Origin of the sequence: Colwellia sp. MB3u-8, assembly GCF_014076985.1 — a bacterium.
Taxonomy (GTDB): Bacteria; Pseudomonadota; Gammaproteobacteria; order Enterobacterales; family Alteromonadaceae; genus Cognaticolwellia.
Genome location: NZ_JACGVA010000070.1, coordinates 1 through 21,944 on the forward strand (window position 1 = coordinate 1; position 21,944 = coordinate 21,944).

Annotated in this window: 13 protein-coding genes; 7 read left to right on the plus strand and 6 right to left on the minus strand. The window is 39.7% G+C overall.

What is annotated here, in order from left to right; genetic code table 11:
• The first annotated feature begins 285 nt into the window (after nucleotides 1-285).
• From H4J54_RS15120 to H4J54_RS15130, 3 genes are all read left to right on the plus strand, one after another.
• Nucleotides 286-3,234 (plus strand): UvrD-helicase domain-containing protein, encoded by a 2,949-nt coding sequence (locus tag H4J54_RS15120; RefSeq protein ID WP_182191844.1) that lies wholly within the window; start codon nucleotides 286-288, stop codon nucleotides 3,232-3,234.
• Between the two features lie 685 nt (nucleotides 3,235-3,919).
• Complete coding sequence (gene nirK / locus H4J54_RS15125; protein ID WP_310650178.1) at nucleotides 3,920-5,041, plus strand: copper-containing nitrite reductase; 1,122 nt, start codon at nucleotides 3,920-3,922, stop codon at nucleotides 5,039-5,041.
• A gap of 125 nt (nucleotides 5,042-5,166) precedes the next feature.
• On the plus strand, nucleotides 5,167-6,147 hold the full coding sequence (locus H4J54_RS15130; protein WP_182191846.1) for a transposase: 981 nt from the start codon (nucleotides 5,167-5,169) through the stop codon (nucleotides 6,145-6,147).
• 239 nt (nucleotides 6,148-6,386) lie between these two features.
• On the opposite strand, the gene H4J54_RS19805 is transcribed toward H4J54_RS15130, so the two are convergent.
• From H4J54_RS19805 to H4J54_RS15150, 4 genes are all read right to left on the minus strand, one after another.
• Entirely contained in the window at nucleotides 6,387-6,578 is a 192-nt protein-coding gene (locus tag H4J54_RS19805; protein WP_182191847.1) for a helix-turn-helix domain-containing protein, read from the minus strand.
• A 43-nt stretch (nucleotides 6,579-6,621) separates the two neighbouring features.
• Nucleotides 6,622-6,795, minus strand: a complete 174-nt coding sequence (locus H4J54_RS19810) for a hypothetical protein (RefSeq protein WP_182191848.1) — start codon at nucleotides 6,793-6,795, stop codon at nucleotides 6,622-6,624.
• Nucleotides 6,796-6,897: 102 nt separating this feature from the next.
• Nucleotides 6,898-8,418, minus strand: coding sequence for a tryptophan halogenase family protein (locus H4J54_RS15145; protein WP_182191849.1), 1,521 nt, complete (start codon nucleotides 8,416-8,418; stop codon nucleotides 6,898-6,900).
• 96 nt (nucleotides 8,419-8,514) lie between these two features.
• Nucleotides 8,515-11,331, minus strand: a complete 2,817-nt coding sequence (locus tag H4J54_RS15150) for a TonB-dependent receptor (RefSeq protein WP_182191850.1) — start codon at nucleotides 11,329-11,331, stop codon at nucleotides 8,515-8,517.
• Between the two features lie 646 nt (nucleotides 11,332-11,977).
• Here H4J54_RS15150 and pulA point away from each other — a divergent pair.
• The 4 genes from pulA to mnmH all read left to right on the plus strand — a co-directional run bounded on the left by pulA (nucleotide 11,978) and on the right by mnmH (nucleotide 19,166).
• Complete coding sequence (gene pulA / locus H4J54_RS15155; RefSeq protein ID WP_182191851.1) at nucleotides 11,978-14,836, plus strand: pullulanase-type alpha-1,6-glucosidase; 2,859 nt, start codon at nucleotides 11,978-11,980, stop codon at nucleotides 14,834-14,836.
• A gap of 498 nt (nucleotides 14,837-15,334) precedes the next feature.
• On the plus strand, nucleotides 15,335-16,939 hold the full coding sequence (locus H4J54_RS15160; protein ID WP_182191852.1) for a cation:proton antiporter: 1,605 nt from the start codon (nucleotides 15,335-15,337) through the stop codon (nucleotides 16,937-16,939).
• An 86-nt stretch (nucleotides 16,940-17,025) separates the two neighbouring features.
• Nucleotides 17,026-18,060, plus strand: a complete 1,035-nt coding sequence (gene selD / locus H4J54_RS15165; protein ID WP_310650179.1) for a selenide, water dikinase SelD — start codon at nucleotides 17,026-17,028, stop codon at nucleotides 18,058-18,060.
• Nucleotides 18,060-19,166, plus strand: coding sequence for a tRNA 2-selenouridine(34) synthase MnmH (gene mnmH, locus H4J54_RS15170; protein WP_182191854.1), 1,107 nt, complete (start codon nucleotides 18,060-18,062; stop codon nucleotides 19,164-19,166). Before selD ends, mnmH begins: the two co-directional genes overlap by 1 nt.
• Before the next feature lie 431 nt (nucleotides 19,167-19,597).
• Here mnmH and H4J54_RS15175 read toward each other — a convergent pair whose 3' ends face one another.
• Together H4J54_RS15175 and H4J54_RS15180 are read right to left on the minus strand one after the other, a co-directional pair.
• Nucleotides 19,598-20,719, minus strand: a complete 1,122-nt coding sequence (locus H4J54_RS15175) for an acyl-CoA dehydrogenase family protein (RefSeq protein ID WP_182191855.1) — start codon at nucleotides 20,717-20,719, stop codon at nucleotides 19,598-19,600.
• 20 nt (nucleotides 20,720-20,739) lie between these two features.
• Nucleotides 20,740-21,939 (minus strand): acyl-CoA dehydrogenase family protein, encoded by a 1,200-nt coding sequence (locus H4J54_RS15180; protein WP_182191856.1) that lies wholly within the window; start codon nucleotides 21,937-21,939, stop codon nucleotides 20,740-20,742.
• Nucleotides 21,940-21,944: the final 5 nt, after the last annotated feature.

Genomic DNA, 21,944 nt, shown 5'->3' on the forward strand with positions numbered 1-21,944 from the left:
GATTTTTTTGATTTTTTTTGTGAATTTTTTTTGATTTTTGTAGGACGGACTTTAGTCTGTCAACTGCTTAGCGGGCAATTAACGTTATGGGTTAACAAACAGCTATCGCGGGTATTATTTTTTATTGGTACTTGTGCTGTTAATGGTTAAATTTCATTTAACTTGTTGGACTAAAATCCCCCCTACAAAGGGCCTAGTGCTTTTTATTCCTAGCTGTTGACATGACTAATGTTAGAATAAGTTCTTTCCCGCTTTTATCTCTTTAGTGTTAGGTTTTTGTTGTAAATGAAATATATCCCTTCAAGTGTTTTTGGCCGTTTTATGGGTAAAAACACGACAATTAATATCAATGAAATTGGCTTGTCTTTTGATGTTGAAAACAGTTTAATCGAAATTAAATGGCAAGATCTTCTAGCCCCTCCAATGTTTTGTATCAGTTTTTTTGGGCAAATCGTTACCTTAAAAACGGCCAATAAAAACTACGTTTTTACTATGCTAGCTTATAGTTCAAGGCTTATGCAGCAGGGTCATTGTCAGCAATTTTGGGTCGGCGCTAACATGCAACGGCTTGATACCTTATTAAGTGCGATAAAAAAAATCACCCATGAGCAATATCTACGACAATCGACTATTAAACGCGTTCAATTAACCGTTAATCAAGAGTTTACACGTTGGTTTCCTTGGATCAACAACAGTAAAGCACAAGCAATGGTGACTGAAAAACTGCAATTGCTTAACCATTACCAACATTGGCAAGCGCCGGATATAGATGATTGTCGTGAACGCTATATCAAGCGGCAGCTGCAAGTTCATCAACACTTTTTTGATGATGTTGAGTCCAATCCTTTAACATTACATCAGCGCCGAGCTTGTATTATCGACAATGATAATAATTTGCTGTTAGCGGGCGCTGGCACAGGCAAAACCAGTGTTATGGTGGGGCGGGCCGGGTATTTACTTAATAGCCAACAAGCGCAGCCTAGTGAAATGTTATTACTGGCTTATGGCCGTAAAGCCGCTGACGAAATGGATGAAAGAATAAAAGACAAACTGGCGACTACTGAAATAAGTGCGACAACTTTTCATAGTTTAGGCCTAAATATTATTGCTCAGGTGGAAGGGGTTAAACCTAGCTTGTCGGTATTAGCCACAGATGAAAAAACTAAGGCTAAGTGGATCCAAAGCTGTTTTGAACGCTTAATTGATCAGCATGCTCAGTATCGATATTTGCTCATCGAATATTTCACTCAGTACTATTACGTTGAGCGAAACGATTTTGATTTTAATAGCTTAGGTGAGTACTACCAATATTTAACCGACAATGATATTCGTAGTTTAAAAGGCGATAAGGTTAAAAACTTTGCTGAGCTCACTATTGCCAATTGGTTATTTAATCACGGTATAGAATACCAATATGAGGCTAGCTATGCACACAAGCTAAAAACCATAGCGCGTAGGCAATATCAACCAAACTTTTTTCTGCCTGAATTGAATGTTTATATTGAATATTACGCTATAGATGAGCAAGGTAATACCGCGCCTTATATTGATAAAAAGGCATACCATGAGGCGATAACATGGAAGCGCAATACTCATCAGCATTATCAAACTCCTTGTCTTGAATTAAGCTACGCGCAGCATAAACAAGGGCGGTTAATTAGCGCGTTAGCAGCGTTTTTTACTCACCAAAAAATTGCCATTGAATTACTGCCCGATGAAGCGATATTGGAAAGTTTAAAAGAAAGTGGACGAATAACCGTACTCGCTAGCTTGTTTTGTCAGTTAGTGGGGCTTTATAAAGCGGCTGATGTGGACGCTACCTTAGAGGGCGGGTTAGAGCGTAGCTTAAAAGATAAGGTTATTGCCAACTCAGCTGATCCACAGCAAACCGCCAAGGCACTGGTGTTACTTAAGCCCATTTTAACTGCCTATGAGGCCCATTTAACACGCCAAGCAGAAATTGATTTTGAAGATATGATCAATAAAGCGCTAGTTTATGTTCAAACAGGGCAATTTAAATCGCCGTGGCGTTATATTATGGTGGATGAATTTCAAGATATATCAGCGCCACGGGCACGATTAGTTAAAGCATTACGTGATAATAATAAAGCCTGTTCAATTTTTGCCGTTGGTGATGACTGGCAAGCTATTTATCGTTTTAGTGGTGCAGACCTGAGGTTAACCACAGGTTTTGCTGATTATTTTGGCGCCACCACGCAATCAGTATTAGATAAAACCTTTCGCTTTAATAATCAAATTGGCAAAGTCGCGACAAATTTTATTGGTAAAAATCCGGCACAAATTCATAAAAATATTAACGCGTTTAAACAGGTTCAAGCCCCTGCGGTTTCACTACTTAAACGTGATAATGCGGCTTTTAACTCATCAAACAACAAGGTGATTGATGAGCTGGACAATGGCGCTGTTGACGATGTTTTAGCCGCTATTTCAGCTAAAGTATCTCAGCCAGTGAGTGTTTACTTACTGGCGCGTTTTTGGTTTCAGTTACCCAGTAAAACAGCGTTAAAGCAGTTAAATAATCAATACTCGCTATTAAACATTGAAGCGCAATCTTTTCATGCTTCAAAAGGCAAAGAGGCTGATTATGTTATTATTATCGGACTGAAAAAAGGCGCGCATGGCTTTCCCTCTGAAAAAGCAACACCCGCACTGCTTGATGCACTGCTCGCTAAAAAAGAAGCTTTTGCTTATGCAGAAGAACGGCGATTATTTTATGTGGCGCTAACCAGAGCTAAAGACAGAGTTTATATTATTGCCGATATGAGCCATGCCAGTTGCTTTGTTAAAGAGCTTATCGATGAACATAGCCTTGACCTTGAGCTGGATGAATTTGGCAGTGCCACCAGCCAAGCATTTATTGACCAGCTAAACTGCCTGGTTTGTGAAACCGGCAGATTAAAAAAACGAGCCGGTAAGTATGGCGCTTTTTATTCCTGTTCACACTTTCCGCGCTGCGAGCATACAGAACAACCCTGCGCTAACTGTGCAAGCCCCATGAGCCAAAAACGTCATAAAGGCTTTAAAGTTTGTTTAAATCCATCATGTCAAAATGTCATACCCACTTGTGAAAAATGTAATGCAGATATGGTGTTACGTGCCAGTAAAAATGGCGAGTTTTGGGGCTGTAGAAACTATAAAGGCAATGATCCCATGAGCTGTAAAAATGGTCTTGATGGCTCAAAAATAAACTGGCCTGAAGTAGCCGCTGAATAAAGTTGAAAGCATCTCAATAAATATGGAAAGACAATAGGCAAAATCAACTAAAGTTGGAAGCTCACAATGCTATGTGTTGAGCGGAAGCTAGCTATCGGTTACTTCTTAGGTCAGCTGACTAAGATTTATCACCATAAATAGTTCGCTTAGCCACCATATATTCATTGAGTTACCATGAAATCAAATGCCTGTCTGAATGACTGATGCTCGTCTTAAACACTATATTGCATTAAAAATATTAACAGAGAATTAATTATTGTAATTTATCCACAACGCCCACTCTGTTAGCTTTATTTTTGGCGATAAGTTGAAGTTAACCTCACTTGTTGGGGTTTTGGTGTGAGGTAAGCTATTTCATTCAGTATGTCTTGCCGAGTTTCGAGTTAGGTATATTCCAAATATTTCTATTCTTAGTTGCTGTCTATTTTCATTTTTCTGATGGCTACACTACGGCAATGTTGCAAAAAGCACACAACAGGCAAATCAACGAAAACAAAACATTTTAGCCAATACTTACTTAGTTTGTTATTTGGGCGTTATAAAATGCATTACCAATGTCGTTTAGATGATTTAGATGTGTTAATGGCTCTTTTGATCTAAATCAATGATATATAAAAGTTTTGAGGTATGGTTACGACTTAGCGTTGGTTATAACGTAATTGATAATAAACCTTGGAGACATAATGTGAATCCTTTTAAAAAATTAGCCCTAAGTATCGCAGTTGCGACAACACTGGTAGCCTTTTCGGCAGGGTCATATGCTGGTGAGACACTTGATACCGCTAAAGTAGGCCTTGCATCACAGGCGCAAGGACTTGAGCGCGTAACACAAATATTAGTAGCACCACCATTTTTACCTAAGCATGAGCAAGTGGCTAAGGGTGGCCCTAAAATTATTGCCATGACCATGGAAGTGGTTGAAAAAGAGATGGAAATATCACCAGGCGCATTTGTCCAAGCAATGACCTTTGAAGGTTCAAACCCGGGTCCAATGATTGTCGTGCATGTAGGGGATTATGTGGAGCTAACCCTGAAAAATCCTAAAACAAATACACTTCTCCATAACATAGATTTTCATGCGGCAACAGGTGCTTTGGGTGGTGGTGCTTTAACCGATGTATCTCCTGGCGAACAAGTTGTACTTCGTTTTAAAGCCACTAAAGCGGGTGTGTTTGTTTATCATTGTGCACCAGGTGGTGTAATGATTCCATTCCACATTGTTTCAGGTATGAATGGCGCTATTATGATTTTACCTCGTGAAGGTTTAAAAGATGAAAAGGGTCAATCTGTAAGCTATGACAAAGCCTATTATATCGGCGAGCAAGATTGGTATGTGCCTAAAGATGACCATGGTAAATACAAACGTTATAACTCACCTGCAGAGGGCATGGCTGACACTATGGCTGTAATGCGAGATTTAATTCCGACACATATTACCTTTAATGGCAAAGTGGGTGCTTTAACGGGTGAAAATGCCATGACAGCCAAAGTGGGTGAAACGGTTTTATTCCTACATTCAGAAGCAAATCGTGATACCCGTATCCATTTGATTGGTGGTCACGGCGATCTTGTATGGCCAGGTGGTTCATTTAATGACACACCGATCACTAATCAAGAAACATGGTCAGTACTTGGCGGTTCAGCTGTTGCAGCAATGTATACCTTTAAACAACCTGGTAGTTATGCTTATGTTAACCATAATTTAATTGAAGCTGTTATGTTGGGTGCTTTAGCGCATGTATCGGTAGAAGGAAAATGGAATAATGACTTAATGGAACAGGTTTCTAAACCTAGTCCTATTAAATAAAACGTAGCACCACTTACCACTTATTAAGCCACCCATTACCACTTATTAAGCCACCCATAATAACTTGTTTGTTTTTTTAACAATAAACTACACTTAATTTACCCTTTTTAAGTGTGGTGATTGTTATGCCCAAGCCTCGTTCACAACAAATCAGTTTATCTGATACGCCGTATTATCATATTTGCAGTCAAACCGTTCGAAAAGCCTTTTTATGTGGTGTTGATAAAGCAACGGGTGTCAGCTATGAGCATAGACGTAGTTGGATTGAAAAACGTATTTTTCAATTATCTCAGGTGTTTGCTATTGATATTTGTGCTCACGCTGTCATGAATAATCACTTACATTTAGTCCTTCATGTTGATAGTGAACAAGTTAAAAACTGGACTACGCTAGATGTACTGTCTCGTTGGCATAAGTTGTTTAAAGGCACCTTGTTGACCAGAAAATATCAGCGAGAACAACTATTAACTGAATTCGAATTCAAAATGGTTGAAGAAACAGCGCAGGTCTATAAGCAGCGCTTAATCGATATCAGTTGGTTTATGCGCGCTTTAAATGAGCCTATTGCTCGTCAAGCCAATAAAGAAGACAAATGTACTGGCCACTTTTGGGAAGGACGCTTCAAATCTCAAGCCCTGCTCGATGAAGGTGCATTACTCGCTTGTATGGCTTATGTAGATTTAAATCCAGTCCGTGCGGGCATTGCGCCAACACCTGAGCAATCGAGTTTTACCAGCATCCAGCTACGTATCAAAGCGGCGATAAAGGGCAAGCAGCCTACAACGTTATTAGCCTTTATTGGCAATGAACATCAAGAGAAAACCTCAGGTATCAGCTTTAGCTTGAAGGATTACTTAACCCTAGTAGATGAAACAGGTCGCGTAATAAGAGAAGATAAACGAGGCGCTATCGATACTAAAACCGCACAGATACTGTCAAGACTTCACATCAGCGATGAAAGTTGGCTCAAACTCACCACAAACTTTGAAGGTATATTCACTGGCGCGGTGGGCACCGCAGAGCATTTGTGTGAATTTACTGAACACGTGGGTTTAAAGCGAGCACACGGTAAAGCAAATGCCCAAGCTTGTTTGAATAGCGCTTAAACTTAACTAGATGCTAAGACAGCAAGAAAAATACAGCTACCTTTGGGTGGCAAGTACCGCTTGCCTGACATTCACTCATTTAATGAAAATATATAAAAATCGATATACAAAGGCTTAGCATATGAAGTACAGGCATTGTTGTTGACCAATGGATAGCCGTGTTTCAGAGCATTATTATTACGTAGAATTATCATGGGTGGCATAGTTAATTGTCGCATAGTTAATTGTCGGTGGCATAGTTAATTGAAATCATTAAGGTGGCGAGATATTGTACTTTCATGAACAAGTAATGCCTGAGCTATCATGGTGATAGTCCAGCCTTTTACATGTAATAAAACTGCTTTTATACGGTCACGCTCATAACCATCACGAACTTTGCTATGTCGTAATTTTAAAGCTGACTTTAATGCGGGTGTAAGTTCAATACTCATTGGCGACTAGCTTGATCCTCTTCGAATGAAAAATCAAGCATCTTCATTGAACACGGGTATATATCACGATTTTTGTCTTAGTTTTTCTGGGCGTTAATTGCTTATTGTTGTGGCAAAAATATACATCACTCTCTTTATCATTGGTAAAATTTGAACGATTAAATATGCCTTTTTTCTCACTGCCTGATGTATCACCTTTAGGGACTAATGGCGTCATCCCCGCCTCTTGAGTGTCTTTGATCTCTTTACCATGAAGTAACCTTTATCAGCGATAACCGTTAGGTCTTTTCTTTTTAATGCGTGTTGTTACCCAACACGCTTATAGTGAGTGTAAAAAATCATCGTGGCTTGGCATTTTTTCTACCGTGCGATTGATTAAGATTTTTAAATTTTTCATTAAATCATCTACCTGTTCTTCTGATAAGGTATCCACTAATGGGTGATGATCTTCGGGTATATTACCTTGACCTATCATGACTTGTTGCCATGCTGTTTCAGTAAATAAATCGTCAGGCTGACAAAATACTTTCCCTGTTTTTTTAAATAACTGAATTTTATTCATTAATGACTCAGGTACATCCATGCGCTGACAAGCCCGCCAAAATTCACTATCGCCGCGGTTATTGAGTTTGTAATGTAAAATAATGAAATCGCGAATACCTTCAGACTCCACCTTTGATTGACGATTGAATTCGTTAACTTCTTCAAGGTTAATACCCTGGTGAGGAAAAAATTTAACTAAGCGCGTAGCAGCCGTTTGAATTAAGTGAATATTAGTGGCTTCTAAGGGTTCAAAAAAGCCACTAGATAAACCAATGGCAATAACATTTTTATTCCATTGTTTACGGCGACGACCGGTTTGAAATGAGATAATTTTTGGCTCGGCTAGCGCTTTACCGTCAATGTTTTTGAGTAATAACGCTTTAGCCTCTTCATCACTCATGTGTTTACTGGCATAAACTAAGCCATTTCCTGTTCTATGTTGCAGTGGAATGCGCCATTGCCAGCCAACTTTATGAGCAGTTGAGCGGGTGTAAGCTTCAATATTATCGGTTTTTTCACAAGCCACGGCGATGGCACGATCACAGGGCAACCAGTGAGAATAGTCGTCATAACCGGTACTGAGTGTTTTTTCTATTAAAATAGCCGCTAGGCCCGTACAGTCAATAAATAAATCACCACTAATACTGGTGCCATCTTCAAGTGTTACGCTGTTGATATCGCCTGATTTATCATCTTGCGCTATGTCGGTAATCGTTCCTTCAATGCGCTTTACCCCTAAGCCCTCTGCGTGTTTACGTAAAAATTTAGCGTATAAACCGGCATCAAAGTGATAAGCGTAGGCTAACCCAGGTAAATTGGTATTGGGAATTTGTTTAATTGGCGCGAACTTACCTTGCTTAGCGGCTTGGTAGTTTAAGGAATAATCCCAGAAACTGTTACCGTCAATATTGTCGCTGCCACTTTGTAATTGTTGATGTTTTTGCCAGAAATGATGAAAATCACAAAAAGGAAACTTTTTTCCTATGCTGCCAAAAGCATGCATATAGCGCTCACCGTCTTGATGCCAGTGATTAAATTCTATCCCCAGTTTCATTGTGCCTTTAGTGGCTTTAATAAACTCTTTTTCATCAATGCCAACAGCGCTGTTAAAGTTAACGATAGGAGGTATGGTGGCTTCACCAACACCAACAATGCCAATGTTATCTGATTCAACTAAAGTAATATTGAGGGTTTTACCTAGTACTTTGGCGAGTAGTGAAGCTGTCATCCATCCAGCGGTACCACCGCCCACAATAACGATATTTTTTATCTGACCTTGAGTGTTATTTTTATGCATAATATTTCTCGAGCGTGATACCAATGTAGGTTAAATAAAAAAGCCCTTGCAAGAGATTATCACAAGGGCTTTACTTTATCGCACTAGACTAAAAAATTACATTTTGTAGCTAAAGCCTAATAAATAAGAGCTACCGTAGTCTTGGTAATCACGTACTTGTAGTGCATTGTCACCTTGTAATGAGGTGAATGGCTCTTCAGTTAAGTTATAACCTTGTAAGAAGATAGATAAACCTTCTAAGCTTTCAAAACCAGCTTCAGCGAAGTCATAACCAATTTGTGCATCAACAATAGTTTCACCGACAATATCAACTTGTACTGTATTGAAACCTAGGCCGTAAACATCACCTTTAAAGGCATCACGCTTACGCATACTGGCACGGGCAGAGAAACCATTTTTATCGTAATAAAAGGTCGCACTGGTAATACTTTTAGATAAACCAGGTAACTCGTAGTCATTATCATTTTGATCTTTCATATCAGATTCAATGCCAGTATAACTCGCAATAATTCCGAAGCCATCAAGATGCTCTGTTAGCATGTTAAGAGGTAAAGTTGCCGATAATTCATAACCCCAAAGCGTGCCTTCACCACCATTGACTTTACCTGTGCCTGTGCCTGTTGTGTGTTCTGTGTTTTCAGGTAAGTTACCTGTTGCAGGGTTTGAAACACCGGTCATGTCAACGGCGTAGGTACCGTCAAAAATCCAGTTTTGTAAGTCTTTATGAAATAGTGCTACGGAAAAGTAACCTTCAGCACTGAAGTAATTTTCATAAGATAAATCAAGTCCAATGGCTTCTTTTGGCTCAAGTGAAGGGTTACCACCTGAAACACTCCAGTAGTTACCTTCCCCATCAGGTTGATTTGGATTATAGCTAGCGTTAAATGACGCATTCATTTCATCTAAACGCGCACGAGAAATAGTTTTTGCAGCACCAAAGCGTAATGTTTGAGTATCGTCAATTTGCATTGACAAGTTTACACTCGGTAAAAAGTGACTATAGTCATGGCTCACGTCAGCCGGTTGAGTCACCACTAAATCATCAACGGTGTTAAAAGCATTACCTTGTGACGATTGGTCGGTATAAACATAACGCACACCCACATTACCGGTTAATGGCATACCCGCAATTTCAGAAGATATTTCAGCTTGTACAAAAGCAGACATCACTTTTTCATTGACCATCCAAGACTTAGTGGCATGCGTTGAGTTAGTTAAGCTTTCTTGCATTAGGTTATAATAACCATCTTTGATTAAGCCCATAGTGTCATAAGCGATCATATCGCCCATACCAATAAAGTCTAAGTTAGCGGTGCCTTCACGGTATGCTTCAGGTACAACTTTCATGCCTGGATTATCAAGAGAAAAATCACTTAAGGTCATGAAATAACCTTCAGACTGCTTGGTTTTTTGACGTTCGCGATAAGCAACGCCGTAAGTAATTTCAGTGATGAAGTTTGATTCAAGCTCTTGGTTAGCGGCAAACTTTAATGACATGAGCTCATCATCAATGTTTGGGGTATTGATAAAGCCATCTTGTAATTGGTTTTCGTACTCAGTACCGGTAACGCCATATTGGTCATTTAATGCGCCACTCCAACCCCAACTTAATGGACCGCCTAGTTGCATTAGGTTGTAGTCGCTATAATCTAAGCCGTGAGCGAAGGTAGCACCGGTATTGCCTGAGTTAAAAGTGTAGCCTAAGTCATCACCAGCACCTCGACTATCACCACGACCCGTACCAGCATAACTTTCAACACTGTAAACGTCACGTTCAACTTTTGAATAAGCGACATCAAAATCTAATATCCAACCATCGGTTACTGCCCAGTTAGTATTAAAACCCAATGACATTAATTGTGCTTCACGTTCTTCATAGTCATTACGTACTACAACGCGTTGATCTTGTGTGACTGCACTGGTAACAAAGCCTGTTGCCGCGTCAATTACCGCGGTATCAGGCGAAATAGAACCTTGACCCCATGCGAAAGGTATTTCAATACCACGTAAAATTTTGGTATCTAAAAAGTCGACATAAAGGGCATCAAAGGTCATTTTTATGTCATCAGTTGGCGTAGCTTCAATCACTAACATCGCTGAGTCACGCTCTAAGTTAGATGAGCGAACGAATGGCTTAGCACCCCCTAAGATAGAACCTTTTGAACCATCTTCATATTCAAATTCAGGATAACCCCATGCATTCCAACGTTTTTCTTGGTTAGGCGAGCCCATGGTGGTGTAGGCAAAAGCGACACCTAAGGTATTATCAGCAAATTGATCCATATAGAAGAAGGTGCCTTTTAAACCATCATCATCACCATCAGGGTTTAATTTATCAAAACTGGTTTTTTCATAGGTACCATTAAATTGAATAACACGACCGTCTTGGTCTAATGGTTTAATGGTTTGTAAATCGATTACACCGGCAATACCTTCACCTTCAAGGCTAGCATTGGGTGTTTTATAAACGGTAACGCCGCTCATAATTTCAGAGGGGTACAGGTCAAATTCAACGCCGCGGTTATCACCAATAGACACTTGCTCACGACCATTTAAGGTGGTGCCACTTTCATTTTCGCCAAAACCACGAATACTGACTTTGCTCGCACGGCCATCAACACGCTGCGCTGCTAGACCCGGTAAACGAGCAATGGATTCAGCAATTGAAGAATCTGGCAATTTACCTATATCTTCTGCTGAAATAGCTTCAACTACGTTTGATGAATAACGCTTAAGGTTGATAGATTCGACAATACTTTTACGAAAGCCACTCACTTGAATAACTTCAATTTCTTTTTCGTCATTCTTTTTAGCAGCGGCAACTTCTTCAGCAGCAAACGTTGGTGTGCTTAAGGCGATAAGGCCACTTGAAATTAACGCTAACGTCATTTTACTTGGTTTAAAATTTAACATTGAAAGGTTCCCCTGGCTGATTATTAATTAATTTTTATAAGCCATTTCCCATTAGCTTTATAATTATATTTTTTATTAGTCTTGTCACGTCATCTGGTTAAATAAAGCTAAAAGACGGTAACTTTTGAACAACTTTAATATAAAGGCCTGACTGGCAGATGAATAGCGTATGCATACGTATTCACTCGATGTATTTATCCGAAAAATCGATTGAATACGTATGCAAGGATAGTTATTAAAATAAGTAGGTCACTCTGTTGATGAGACGTTGATGAGAATGTGATAAGAATGTTGATGAGAAAATGAATAACGCGGTATAAATTGTTTTAGTCCGATCAGAGACCGGCTTGAGCCAGACCATTTTATGGTTACGTCAACGCCATAGCAATAAGCTGATTTAATTTACACCGCTTTAATTGACACAGCTTTAACTGACACAGCTCAAACTATACTCCTCAAATTAACCTGACGTATTCAAGTTGAATCAGCAGCTTCAATGATACTCAGTAGTCATATAGCAGTCATACAGTAGCCATACTAACGGGTAATATTAAACTGAATACGTATGCAAAATAGCAAAATGGGTTTTTTTATATGCCCTTAACAAGTAAGTTAAGGGCAAGGAAAACTTACTAGATTGGCCACAATGAAAAAGCACCCTAGATCACTTTTTATTTATGCATCATGTTTTGCTGCGCTGCTTTTAACGGCTTGCAGTGAAGAGTCGAAAAAGAGCAATTCGCTTGCAGCGGTAGCTGAAGCAAATTCACTTGTACCTGCTGAGCTAGTTGCCCAAGCGAGTGATAGTTCAGTTCACTGGCTAACACCAAATTTATTGGTTATGCCTAAAACTAACCAGCAGGTAGATTACCAGTTACTCAAGCTAGCAAAAGCAGATTTTGCGGCCCTTGATTTATTAGCGGTTAATTTACCTGATTATTTAATGAAGAAATTCCCACATCTTGCTGATTTTCAAGCCTATAAAGTTGAGTTATTACCTTCGCAAGCTAAAAAATGGTTAAAGCAGCCATTAGTGGTTATTGGGGGGGCGCAAAGTAAGCAAACACAAGATGTACATTTTGTACAAACGGGCGCGGTGTTAGACGCCCTTTATACGCAAGGTGACAATGATGCCAATGAAGAAACAAACTTAGGCACAAAAATCACTGAAAATGGCGTGAGCTTTAAGTTATGGGCTCCAACAGCGCAAAAGGTGACATTATTACTTTTTAATAACGATTTATCTCCCTCATCCACCTCTAGCCTAACAATGCTTGAAGATACCAAGTCTGGTATTTGGTCTGTTGTTGGCGATAGCTCACTCAATGGCGCTTACTATCAATACCAAGTCACTGTTTATCATCCTCAATCAAAGAAAATAGAAACACTGATCACCACAGACCCCTATTCACTCAGCTTGTCTGTTAATAGTCAATATTCACAGGTAGTTGATTTAAATGATGCTAGTACACAACCGCTTAACTGGCAAAGCCAGACTGTGCCTAAGGTTGAAAATATTGAAGATAATATATTTTATGAAACGCACATTAGAGACTTTAGCGCGGATGATAATGCGCTGTCGAATAATAAATTTCGAGGCAAATACAAAGCGTTTAGCGAGCAAAATTCCAGTGGCATACGCCATTTAAAGGCCCTGAAAAAAGCGGGCTTAAACAATATTCATTTACTGCCCACTTACGATTTAGCCACGATTAATGAAGACGACAGTCAGTCGGTAGATATCAATGATACTGTTGCTCAAGTAAAGGTAAAAGTATGTGATATTGCGCCAACTAGCCATATTTGTAGCACTGATTTTTCTTATTTAAATGATTTCAGTGAAGAACAAAGTTTGAAATCACTACTGGCTAGTTTCGATGCTAGCAGTGCTCAAGCGCAAAAAATCGTGAGTGAACTGCGTCAATTTGATAATTTTAACTGGGGTTATGACCCTTTTCATTACACGGTACCCGAGGGGAGTTATGCACTCAGTCCAAAAGGTAAAAGCCGTTTAGTTGAGTTTCGTGAAATGGTGCAAAGTATTCACCACTTAGGTTTTCGCGTCATTATGGATGTTGTTTATAATCATACTTATCAATTTGGTTTAAAAGAAAAGTCAGTGCTTGATAAAATTGTGCCCCATTATTATCACCGGCTTAATATCATCACAGGTGAAGTCGAACAGTCAACCTGTCACACCTGTGGCAATACCGCAACCGAGCGGGTGATGATGGCAAAGTTAATGTCAGATTCATTGGTGACTTGGGCGCGTGATTATAAAATAGATGGTTTTCGTTTTGATTTGATGGGTCATCAAACCAAAAGTGCCATGCTGGCAGCGCGAGAAGCGGTGCGAGCAGTGGATGCGGATACTTATTTCTATGGAGAAGGTTGGAACTTTGGTGAAGTTGCGAACAACACTCGCTTTGTTCAAGCCAGTCAACTAGAGCTAGGCGGCAGTGAAATTGGTACTTATAGCGACAGATTGCGTGATGCAGTGCGTGGCGGTGGTAATAATACGCGCGATTCACAAGGGCTAGGTAATGGTTTACTGATGCAGCCAAACGAACGTCAAACACAAAGCATTTCATCACAAAAAAATAATTTGCAAGCATACCATCTTCGCATGGATCAGCTACGCATTGGTTTAACGGGGAATTTATCAAACTTTCCGCTTTATCTTATTGAGGGTAAAGCGATACTCGGCAAAGATATTCCTTATGGCGACCAGCCAACCGGCTACGCCTTAGACCCTGCTGATACTATTAATTATGTTTCAAAGCATGATAATCAAACGCTGTGGGATAACAGCCAGTATCGTTTGGCCTTTGATGTTTCAACCGCTGATCGCGTTAGAATGCATTTACAAAGCTTGTCGTTTGTTCTTTATGCTCAAGGTATTCCCTTTTTGCATATGGGCAGTGAATTTATGCGCTCAAAATCTTTTCTTAGAGACAGTTATGACTATGGCGATTGGTTTAATCGTGTTGATTTTTCTCAGCATAAAAATTATTACCATGTTGGTTTGCCGCCCAGTGATAAAGACCAAGAGAACTGGCCGTTAATTAACCAAGTACGTAAAGGTCATCAAGGGCGAGATCAGGTTAGCGCTCAAGACATTGGCTTTAGCGCTAAGATATTTGAAGAGATGATAGCGCTGCGCATGAGCTCGCCATTATTTAGATTAACAACCGCCGAGGATATTATAGCCAAGGTGAGTTTTCTTAACCTAAGTCAGCATTCAATGGCTAATCAAGCCTTAGGTTTGTTGGTGATGAAAATAGATGACACACTTGGCCAAAGCGTTGATGCAAATGTTGAAAGTTTAATGGTGATTTTTAATACCAGTACTAAAGCACAAACATTCGCTTACCCTCAAGCTAAGGATTATCAACTTCATCCCATCCAACAAAATAGCCTGGATGCCTTGCTAAAGCAGAGTAAAGCCGATGAAAAAGGTTTTACTGTGCCGGCATTATCAAATGTGGTATTTGTTAAATACTAACCGCGGGCCTTAGGGGAGAAGCTGGGAAACCGGCTTGTTGCTCAAATAGTATTGCTGTCGAGAGAATTTGGGGTAAAATCAAGGGTGTGTAGTCACGCCTTTTTTTTTGCCCTAAGTAAAGAGGTAAATAAGTAAATAGGTACTCCACAGCGATGATGTGGTGATAAAAACTCAGTGATCTGGGTTTTTCCATTAGTCCATTTATTGTTTTTTGGCTTAAGCTTTGTGCTTCACTCCTGAGTTAATGAATGATTAATATAGCACTCTAATTGCACTATAATGGTGCGCGTGCATTAAGCGTAAGCATCAGATAAAAACTTAATACATAGACTTAGGGCTGTTCATTTTTAACTCATTGAATTTAAATAATTAATTTTATAACTTGGTGCATTGCTGGTGTGCTGCTTTTGTTTTTTAGTGGCCTGTAATGTGCATGGAAGTTATTAGATAAATTTTTTAATTTCTGATATAAATATTCAGGTTAATTTAAGGACTTAGATGGACTCTATACTTGTTATTATTGCTGTATCCTTGGCGCTTGCGAGCGTTATCAATATTGTATTAACTAAATTCTCAATTTCGCATATTATTGGTTATATTATTACTGGCACTATTGTCAGTAATTTTTTTGATTTTAATGGCAGCACCACACCTCACTCTCTTGAGTTGATTGGCGAGTTTGGTATTGTTTTTCTTATGTTTACTATAGGTTTGGAAATGTCATTTTCTAAGCTAGGTAAAATGAAAGAACTGATATTTTTTAATGGTTTTATACAAGTTGCTTTTAGCTCTATCATTATTTTTATCATTGCCTTTTATGGCTTTAATGTTGAACCCATATCGTCATTAATTATTGCGCTCTCATTTAGCTTATCCTCAACGGCCATCGTATTACCCTATTTAAAAAAATCAAAAGACATTGTTACCCCTTATGGTAAAAAGTCAGTTGCTATCTTAGTTTTTCAAGACTTGGCGGTGATCCCTATTTTATTATTAATGGGCTTCTTATCCAATAATGAATTATCCCTGGTTGATATTTTATTAAAAACGCTTTTGTATGCCAGCCTTATTATTATTTTCATGTTCACTATTGGCAAAAAAATCATTACTTGGTTACTGCATTTCTCAGCAAATGCCCGCATGGAAGAGCTGTTTTTAAGTTCGGTATTTACCATCGTTTTGGGTACTTCACTGATTGCTCATGAAATGGGCTTTACGTATTCTTTAGGCGCATTTATTGCAGGTATGATCATCGCAGAAACTAAATTTCACATAAAAGTAGAATCAGATATATCGTCATATAAAGATTTATTATTAGGGGCGTTTTTCTTTTCTATTGGCACAAAAATCGATGTGTTATTTTTTATCAGCAACTTACACTGGGTACTGGGTATATTAGCCTTAGTGATGATAATAAAAGCTATTATCGTTTATTTTCTCATGAGAGCAAAAGCGAATAAAAGTGAGTCGATAAAATCGGCTATCGCTTTGTGCCAAGTAGGCGAGTTTTCTTTCGCTATTTTTGCCTTGGCGATCAGTCAAAATATTCTCTCAGAAAATTTAGGCAGTTTCTTAATATTGATCACAGTGTTATCTATGATATTAACGCCTTTTATGGTCAGCAATATCTATAAGTTAGCCGCCATTTTTGTGGTTGAATATTTTGAAGCAGACAAAATAACCGCGGTAGATGCCAGCAACCATACCATTGTTTGTGGTTTTGCTATTTTAGGCAGAATTGTGGCGAAAGAACTGACCAGTAAAGGTGTTGATTTTTTAATTATTTCTGATGATTTACAACATGTATTACTGGCAAGAAAGCGTGGTTATAACGCCTATTTTGGTCACTTAGACAAAAAGCCCGTATTAGAGTCATTAAAAGTAGAGCAAAGCAGTAGTATTATTGTTACTGCTAATTCTTTGAGAAACAAACAAATTATTTGTGAGGCTGTGCTTAATTACTCTCCTAAGGCAAACTTAATAGTGAAAGTTAATACCTTAGAAGAAAAAAGCGAATTGGCAGGTATTAACATTAGCTCGTTTGTCTATGCACAGCATGAAATAGCGGCGCTATTAGTTAAAAAAAGTATGTCTGCAAGTTAAGCGGCAGGTTATAAATAGTAATCGGCAGGTGTAACAGGGCAGGTATTACTGTAAATTAGGCACCTGCTTACGCTTTCATACGAGACATCATGACAAAAATTCGCTTGACTCAATACTCACACGGCGCAGGCTGTGGCTGCAAAATTTCACCATCGGTACTTGACGTGATGCTAAAATCATCACTTACTTTGCCGGTGAATAACGCACTGTTAGTGGGTAATAGCACCAAAGATGATGCAGCCGTTTTCGATATTGGCAATGACCAAGCCGTGATCTCCACCACAGATTTTTTTATGCCTATTGTCGATGACCCAACCGACTTTGGTAAAATTTCTGCCTGTAACGCTATTAGCGATGTTTACGCCATGGGGGGTAAACCCCTGATGGCGATAGCTATTTTGGGTTGGCCGGTTAATCTTTTAGCACCAGAAATCGCTCAACAAGTACTTGATGGCGCTAGAGCTATTTGTGCTGAAGCCGGTATTCCGTTAGCGGGCGGTCATTCAATTGATGCGCCAGAGCCTATTTTTGGCTTGGCGGTTACTGGCCTGATTAATAACGCGCAGATTAAGCGAAACAATACTGCCGAGGTTGGTGACCTTTTATATTTAACTAAACCCTTGGGTATTGGTATTTTAACCACAGCGGAAAAACAAGGTAAATTGTTACCTGAACATGCCGATATAGCGCCGCAAGTGATGAAAACTTTAAATACGATTGGACAAAAATTTGCAGCACTAGACACAGTGACCGCCATGACAGATGTGACAGGTTTTGCGCTGTTAGGGCATCTTTTGGAAATGTGTCAAGGCAGTGAGGTCTCGGCTGTGCTTGATTTTGAGCGAGTACCCCGTCTTGATTTTGTTGATGACTACATCGACCAAGGCTGTGTACCGGGTGGCTGTGAACGAAACTTTACCAGTTATGGCGAACATGTTGGGCCGTTAAGCCCAAAACAGAAAATACTCTTGTGCGATCCTCAAACCAGTGGCGGGTTACTCGTTGCCGTCAAGCCAGCAGGCAAGCAAGCTTTTGAAGCCTTATGTCAAGAAAATGGTTTGAACCTTCAAGCTATTGGCGAAGTTGTTACCGCCACTTCACCCACGGTAAGCTTAGTGTAATGGCCATCAAGAGTTCAGCAACAGCGCGCGCCGATAGCGCTGATTTTCGCACTATTATTGCTAATAAATTGCCTTTAATGGATGTACGCGCACCGATTGAATTTGAAAAGGGCGCTTTTGGGCAGTCGATTAATCATCCGCTAATGAATAATGATGAGCGTGCTGAAGTTGGTCTTTGTTATAAAAATAAAGGCCAAGCCGCCGCTATTACTTTGGGTAATGCCCTGGTTTGTGGACAGAGCAAAGCAAGCCGACTGGCACACTGGCAAAACTTTGCTCAGGAAAACCCACAAGGTTATTTATATTGCTTTCGTGGTGGCTTACGTTCACAAACGGTGCAAGGCTGGTTAAAAGAGTCAGGGGTTAACTACCCATTGATTACCGGAGGCTACAAAGCACTGCGTCAGTTTTTACTGAACGAATTGGAGCAACTTGCCTTACATCCCTTAACGATTTTAGCGGGTAATACCGGTAGTGGAAAAACGCCTTTTTTGGCCCATTGTACGAACAGTTTAGATTTAGAAGGCGCAGCCGGTCATCGAGGCTCAAGTTTTGGCGGTTTTGTGACCGCGCAAGCCAATCAAATCAATTTTGAAAATAAATTGGCTGAACAATACATCCAAGGTAAGTTTTCTTTAACGCAAAGGTTAGTCTTGGAAGATGAAGGCCGATTAATTGGTAGTGTACATTTACCCGAAAGTTTACGCCAAGCGATGACCTTAGCACCAGTGGTGGTGATTGAAGAAAGTTTAGATTATCGACTTGAGCAGATATATCAAGAATATATCATCAAAATGACCGCCCAATACCAACTCGCCTATGGTGAAGAACAAGGTTTTATGGCCTTTAGTGAGTATATAGAGCAAGGTTTATTTAAAGTACGTAAACGCCTAGGTACAGAACGTTATGGTCAATTAAAGCAAATACAGAGTACGGCCTTATCTCAGCAGCAAAAGGGTCAACTAGCGTATCACTTAGATTGGTTAAAACCTTTGCTTAGTGAGTATTATGATCCTATGTACCAATACCAGTTAGGATTAAAAGCTGACCGAGTTATTTTTCAAGGTAACAACGCGCAATGTTTAGCTTTTATACAGGATAAATAAAATCTAATCTAATCTGACCTAACCTAACCTAAGTAAAGCAAAGGAAATTCGATTTTGAGCGGGTATTTAGCCCCTGTTTTCCTCTGCCTGAGTTGTGGTGCAGATAAATCTTGTTGGCGAATTTAGTCATACCAATTTCATTAATTAGATGGTCTACTTTATGCGCAGGAAAAATGGCCAAATATAAGGCATTTATTTAATAACTAGTTGTTCTAATTATTAAATAAATAACGCAGTAGTGGGTTGTTTTAACCAGTAAAAATGATCAGATAATTAGTGAGATGGGTATAGCTACGCTGAGATGAAAAAAAATGCCTTGAATTGGATGTAATCAATTCAAGGCATTTTTATAGCGCTAATCGTTAAGAGATAATGAGCGGCTGAGTTAATCGCTAACAACGATGGTAACGACAAATGCTAACGACTAAGCGTTACAAAGCGGCAAAGCGCTTGGTATGAGCATCAGTGCTACCAAACAAAAATTGAATGGTGGTTAAACGTTTAAAGATATGACCCACATCAAGCTCATCAGTCATGCCTATAGCACCGTGCAGTTGTATTGCTTCACGACCGACTAAGTTCGCTGCTTTGCCAATACGACTTTTTGCCGCTGACAATGCTTTTGCATCACTGCCATTATTACTGTCCATTTTTAATACCGCCATTAACAGTATAGATTTAGCCTGTTGATGCTCGATAAACATATTAACTAAACGGTGCTGAATAGCTTGGAAAGAGCCAATCGTGCGGCCAAACTGTTTACGTGTTTTAGCATATTCTAAGGTACGCTGATGGGCGATTTCCATCGCGCCAACGGCTTCGGCGCAAATCGCTAATGTCGCTTTATCAATAATATTATTCATGGCAGGCAAGGCATTATCTAGCTCACCTAACAATCCTAGGGTAGGGGTATTGTCGAACCAAATGTCAGCCGCTTGATGGCCGTCAACATTGGCATAACCTTCACGTTTCACGCTCGGGTGATTAGCGTTAACTAGGAATAAGCTGATGCCATTGTCGTCATTTGTTACACCAGAAGTACGCGCGGCAACAATTAAGGTATCAGCATGATGACCATTTAACACCACCGACTTTTGACCGGTAATAACAAATTCACCCTGGTTTTCGATAGCACGACATTTGACGTTGTTTAATTGATAACGACTTTGTGGCTCGGCATAGGCAAAAGCCATTTGCAGCTCACCTGCCATTATTCTGGGTAAGTAATCGTCTTTTTGCGCTTTATCACCGGCTAAGGCAATTAAACCACCAGAGATAACCGCCGTTGCAAGGAAAGGTTCAACGACCATGCCTTTGCCAAACTCTTCCATGACCAACATAAGGTCGACCATAGAGCCGCCTAAACCGCCGTCTTCTTCGGTAAATGGCAGCATTAACCAACCAAGTTCAGCAAATAAATGCCAATTTTCTTGACTAAAACCTGTCTTCGATGCCAGTATTTTTCGACGCGTATCAAAGTCGTAATCGTTGAGAATAAACTTTGATACACTATCTTGAATCATTTGTTGTTCGTTGTTTAACGAAAAGTCCATAGTAAACTCCTAATGCTAATTTAAAGGCCTAAAACGGCTTTGCTAATAATGTTAGTTTGAATTTCGTTACTACCGCCATATATGGAAGCTTTGCGATTATTAAAGTAACGTAATGCACTGTTCGTTGCCATATCAGGGCCAATGCTTTGTCCGTCAAAGTCATCATAAAACTGATGAGGAACAAATGGCATTGCGTAATATCCAGCGGCTTCAACATACAATTCGTCAATGGCTTGGATAATTTGTGTCCCAACAATTTTTAAAATGGAAGACTCTGGTCCTGGCGCTTGGCCTGTGCTGATAGCAGAAAGTGTGCGTAATTCAGTATATTCTAAGGCTAATAAATCAATTTCTACTTGTGCCACTTTTTGCGCAAAAATAGCGTCTTCCATTAACTTATTATCGCCATCAGGCGATGTATGGGCTAATGCTTTTAATTGTACGAGGCGATCTTTAGAGATAGCAACGCGAGCGATACCGGTTCGCTCATGGGTTAATAGCACTTTAGCGTAGGTCCAACCTTGACCTTCTTCACCAATAAGATTAATCGCAGGCACACGGGCATTATCAAAATGAACCTCATTAACTTCATGTCGACCATCAATGGTAATAATGGGTGATACCGTTATTTTAGGGTCGTTCATGTTAATTAATAGGAAACTGATGGCTTCTTGGTTTTTAACGCTCGGCTCACCGGTTCTGACTAAACAGAATATCCAATCGGCATGTTGGCCTAAGGTTGTCCATGTTTTGGTGCCGTTGACAACATATTCATCGCCTTCTTTTACCGCTGTTGTTCTAACCGATGCCAGATCAGAGCCTGCACCTGGTTCTGAATAACCCTGACACCACCAAACATTGCTGGCTAATACGTCAGGTAAAAAACGTTGCTTTTGTTCTTCATTACCAAAGGTATAAATAACAGGGGCTACCATTTTTAGACCAAAAGGGATCACGTCGGGGCCACCGGCTTTGGCACATTCATTAGCAAAAATATATTTTTGCGTCGGTGTCCAACCCGTTCCACCATGCTCAACTGGCCAATTAACACCCGCCCAGCCTTGTTTGTAGAGTATTTTTTGCCACTGATTACATTCATCTTTAGATAAATGTAATGCGTTTTTGGTTTTTTCAGCGATATCTTTCGGTAATTTTTCTTGCAAAAATTGCTGCACTTCTTGTTGAAAGTCTTTTTCTTGGGCGGTAAAGTTTAAATTCATGGTGC

Excerpts from the sequence above, each read along its gene's own strand:
- H4J54_RS15120 (WP_182191844.1), top strand. The coding sequence starts at position 286 with ATGAAATATATCCCTTCAAGTGTTTTTGGCCGTTTTATGGGTAAAAAC.
- H4J54_RS15130 (WP_182191846.1), top strand. The coding sequence starts at position 5,167 with ATGCCCAAGCCTCGTTCACAACAAATCAGTTTATCTGATACGCCGTAT.
- H4J54_RS19805 (WP_182191847.1), bottom strand. The coding sequence starts at position 6,578 with ATGAGTATTGAACTTACACCCGCATTAAAGTCAGCTTTAAAATTACGA.
- H4J54_RS19810 (WP_182191848.1), bottom strand. The coding sequence starts at position 6,795 with ATGACGCCATTAGTCCCTAAAGGTGATACATCAGGCAGTGAGAAAAAA.
- H4J54_RS15145 (WP_182191849.1), bottom strand. The coding sequence starts at position 8,418 with ATGCATAAAAATAACACTCAAGGTCAGATAAAAAATATCGTTATTGTG.
- H4J54_RS15150 (WP_182191850.1), bottom strand. The coding sequence starts at position 11,331 with ATGTTAAATTTTAAACCAAGTAAAATGACGTTAGCGTTAATTTCAAGT.
- pulA (WP_182191851.1), top strand. The coding sequence starts at position 11,978 with ATGAAAAAGCACCCTAGATCACTTTTTATTTATGCATCATGTTTTGCT.
- H4J54_RS15160 (WP_182191852.1), top strand. The coding sequence starts at position 15,335 with ATGGACTCTATACTTGTTATTATTGCTGTATCCTTGGCGCTTGCGAGC.
- mnmH (WP_182191854.1), top strand. The coding sequence starts at position 18,060 with ATGGCCATCAAGAGTTCAGCAACAGCGCGCGCCGATAGCGCTGATTTT.
- H4J54_RS15175 (WP_182191855.1), bottom strand. The coding sequence starts at position 20,719 with ATGGACTTTTCGTTAAACAACGAACAACAAATGATTCAAGATAGTGTA.
- H4J54_RS15180 (WP_182191856.1), bottom strand. The coding sequence starts at position 21,939 with ATGAATTTAAACTTTACCGCCCAAGAAAAAGACTTTCAACAAGAAGTG.